This window comes from Zooshikella ganghwensis, assembly GCF_018263875.1.
GTDB classification, from domain to species: Bacteria; Pseudomonadota; Gammaproteobacteria; order Pseudomonadales; family Zooshikellaceae; genus Zooshikella; species Zooshikella ganghwensis.
On sequence record NZ_JAEVHG010000049.1, the window covers coordinates 1 to 3,959 of the forward strand.

Genomic DNA, 3,959 nt, shown 5'->3' on the forward strand with positions numbered 1-3,959 from the left:
GCCAGCCCTGCCACTCGTCCGATTACGTATTACTCGCAGCCTTTAATGTTAGCAACTACTTACCTTTAAATAAGCTGTATTTATTAACCTTTTTTTGTTATCGCAGTTAGTTATAAGGCTTAGCCTCTCTCCTGACCTGCATCATATTTACAAACAGTGTGATCTGGTTAAAATCCGCACAATTTTGACTCTCTTTTCTGGGTACCACGAAATATGCGTAAAGCGATAGGCTCTTTTTCGCTATTCATTCTACTGCTTCCAACTTATAGCTTGATCGCAGACGAATTACCGACCAAAAAACTCCAAATGAAAAATAATGGTTGGATGGATAATCCTGCTATTTATGTTGACAGTGTCGATGAAATTCCCGGACGAGCCTGTGGTTCATTACCTGTAGCTTCATTTGAACCTCACCCTTCTGCTGAGGGCAGTTGGTATTATGATTGTGCTGATGATCCATGGCCAAGAGCTTTGGTGTGGACCGCTGAAAAATACAGTTGCCCTGAAGGTTATCAACTCAAAGATAACGCTATTTGCGTAGGTTTTAATCCAGAAAACAAAATTAATGGGGATACAAATTGCAGTACGGGACAGGTTAGTGTTGGTCAACCCATCAGCTTAGCGAATGGCAATATGTACCATATTGAGACGGATATCCATGGTCCTTTACCGCTGATAAGAACGTACAATACCCAAACCGGTAAATGGCAGTTTAATTTTGAAAATCAACTCATCATCTATAACAACCGAGTAACCTATGCCCAAGGCGATGGTAAACGTTATCTATTTATTAACAATGGTAGCGAATGGACCAGTGATGCAGATGTTTTTACGAAACTGACGTCGACCCAAAATCATTGGATTATTCATGAACCCAATGGAATGACATTGTCGTTTAACCCAGAGGGTTTACTCGAAACAGAAACATTTATTGGTGGTAAAACACTATCTTACACGTATCAAGGCAATACCCTGACGATTAATGATAACCATCAAAATACGTTAATACTTGAATTTAATGCATCCAGTATATCCCCTAAAAAACAGCTTATTTCTGCTACATTTAACGATGAATATGTTGTTTCGTACAGCTATAACACTAAAAAATTGCTTGCTCACATTAAGTACCCTGATAATAAAACACGTCAATTTAACTATGATAATACGCAATACCCAACGCACCTCACCAGTATTACAGATGCACTAGGTGTAGAAGCGATTAAGTGGGAATATGACAGTGAAGGGCGTGCTACCGTCAGTGAAGAAAATGAAGGTGAACGTTACTCTGTTGAATATGGTGATAATCAAGCCACTGTTACTAACCCTCTCAAAAAACAAACTACATACTACTTTTCAAAAGTGGCAGGGGTTAATGCGGTCACGTCAGTTGAAGGCCATGCTTCTGCAAACTGTGCTGCCGCTAACCGTGAGTATACCTATCACGACACTGGTTTGATGAAATCCAAAACCGACTGGAAGGGGATCACAACCACATTTGAATACAACGAAAGAGGCTTGGTGACCAAACAAGTAACAGCAGCAGGTACACCAGCTGAATATGTAACAACTACGGTATGGCACCCTGTATTTAACCAGCCCACACTGATCTCAAGGCCTGGCCAATTAATCTCATATACCTATGATGATAAAGGCAATGTTGTATCTCAATCCGTGGCTGACCCAGGGACCAGTATTTCCATTACTGACACTGAAGATTACGATAATGATGGTTTAACTAATGAGCAAGAACGCACGTTAGGTACCGCCATTGACTCACCTGATACCGATGGAGATGGTTTATCTGACTTTTGGGAAACAGAAAATAATACAAATCCATTAGAAAATGAATCAGCCATTGACCTTGATAATGATGGCTTTACAACTGAGCAAGAACTTTTATTAGGCCTTCATCCCAATCAAAAAAATAATGGTGAAAAAGTAAAATTTGTAGATTCTAGAGATGACTGGAGTACCACAGGCGTTCAAGGACATAAAGGCTGGTATTATGGTTATTATGATTACGAAAATGATGCCAATAAAACCTACCAAACCAATAAATTTATTTTATTTGATAAAAAATATTGGATTAACCATAAATGGGACCTTAATACCTCTGGCTCACCTTATCTTGAGATTGGTAAAGAGTTACTGATTCCCAGTGGTCCCTATACAGGCCGCACCAACGAGCATTGGGCCATCAAGCGCTGGAAAAGTACCTATACCGGAAAAATTGACATCCAATGGTTGACCCACAAAGTCAATAATCGGAAAGGGAATGGTTTCACGGGCAAGTTATTTATTAATGGCCAACTGCATGATCAACAACTTGTTGCAGCCAATGATCATCGAGGAGCAACAAAAACCCACCAAGTCGATGTTAAAGCAGGTGATATTTTAGATTTTGTCATGAGTCCTGAGGGAACTGATGGTAGCCATAGTAATGGCTGGGATCATGGCTATTTTTATATCTCTGTTTTTGCAGTGCCTACAAAACATTAATATTGCACCCGACGTTTAGCAGGAAGTACGATGAAGTTTTTAAGCCAAACACTGTTAACCGCAGTCATCCTGACCATGGGTGCAACAGCGAGCGAAACCCGTCACGAGCATTATGAGTATAATGCTGACAATCAAGTTACTCTCATTGATGGGCCGCGTACTGATGTGCAGGATATCACGCGGTTTAGTTATGATGATCGTGGCCGTTTAACTAGCGTGACCGATGCACTAGGCCATACCACCCAGTTACAGAATTTTACGCTGTTTGGTAGTCCTCAGCGTATCGTGGATGCCAATGGTGTAACCACTGAACTGACGTATAACATTCGAGGTTGGTTAACCTCCAGCAGCACGGCAGGTGCAACTACACAGTATACCTACAATGGCAATGGCAGGGTCACCCAGATTACCTTACCCAGTGGCGCGAGCTTAAGCTACGAATACAATAATGCTGGCTATTTAACGGCCGTCAGTAACAGCCAAGGTGAGCGAATTGAATACACCTTGGATGCCATGGGTAACCGTACTCAGCAAGTATTGAAATCAGCGACCGGTGAGCTCGTCCAAACCCAAAGTCAGGTATTTGATGAACTGGGCCGACTCATCCGCGCTGTCGGTGCTGCCGGTCAAACCAGCAAAGTGTCGTATGACGTCAACAGCAATGCGACAGGTGCTGTGGATGCCAATAACCATGGTTCCAGCTATGGATTTGATGCGCTAAATCGTTTAGTTACGTCAACCGATGCCCTGAACCAAGTCACCAAGCTAGACTATGACGCGCAAGGTAATCTTGCCAAAGTCAGTGCCCCCAACGGCGCGGTGACCCAATACGAATACAACGGCTTTGGTGAATTAGTCAAACGCATCAGTGCCGATACTGGTGTCACCACTTACCAGTATGACACTGCCGGTAATATTACCCAGAAAACCGATGCCCGAGGTGAAGTCACCCAGTACCGCTACGATGCCTTAAACCGTTTAACCGCGCGTACGTATCCCAGTCAGCCCAAGCTGAATGTAACCTACCAATACGACGAGACCGAGGATGGCAACGCCGGGATTGGCCGTCTGACCAGTGTCAAAGACCAAGCTGGACTCATTGCTTATTACTATGACGCCAAAGGCAATTTAGCCAGTGTGGTCCGTGGTATGTATATCGTGGATCAGGAGCTGGTCTATAGCATCCAGTATCAGTATGACAGCTCTGGCAACATTACCGAGATTACCTATCCCAATGATGCCAAGGTGCACTATACACGCAATAGCCTAGGCCAAGTCACAGGTATTCGTTATAGCCACAGTGGCAGCAATGATGCCATCAGTGTCGCGCAAAACATCAGCTACCTGCCTTTTGGTCCCGTACAAAGCCTGACCTGGGGAAATGGCTTAACCCTGAACCGTCAGTATGACCAGGATTTCCAGCTCACCCGCCAAAGCGTGCAAGGCATTCAAAGCCTGAG

The 3,959-nt window shown here is 43.5% G+C and carries 2 protein-coding genes; both read left to right on the top strand.

All coding sequences use genetic code 11. The features are described 5' to 3' along the window. The first annotated feature begins 213 nt into the window (after nt 1-213). Nucleotides 214-2,499 (top strand): DUF6531 domain-containing protein, encoded by a 2,286-nt coding sequence (locus KHS79_RS25665; protein WP_212723007.1) that lies wholly within the window; start codon nt 214-216, stop codon nt 2,497-2,499. 30 nt (nt 2,500-2,529) lie between these two features. Further along, nucleotides 2,530-3,959, top strand: a 1,430-nt coding sequence (locus KHS79_RS25670) for an RHS repeat protein (protein WP_212723008.1), incomplete at its 3' end; no start/stop codon positions are given.

Coding starts and splice junctions, on each gene's coding strand:
- KHS79_RS25665 (WP_212723007.1), top strand. CDS start 214: ATGCGTAAAGCGATAGGCTCTTTTTCGCTATTCATTCTACTGCTTCCA.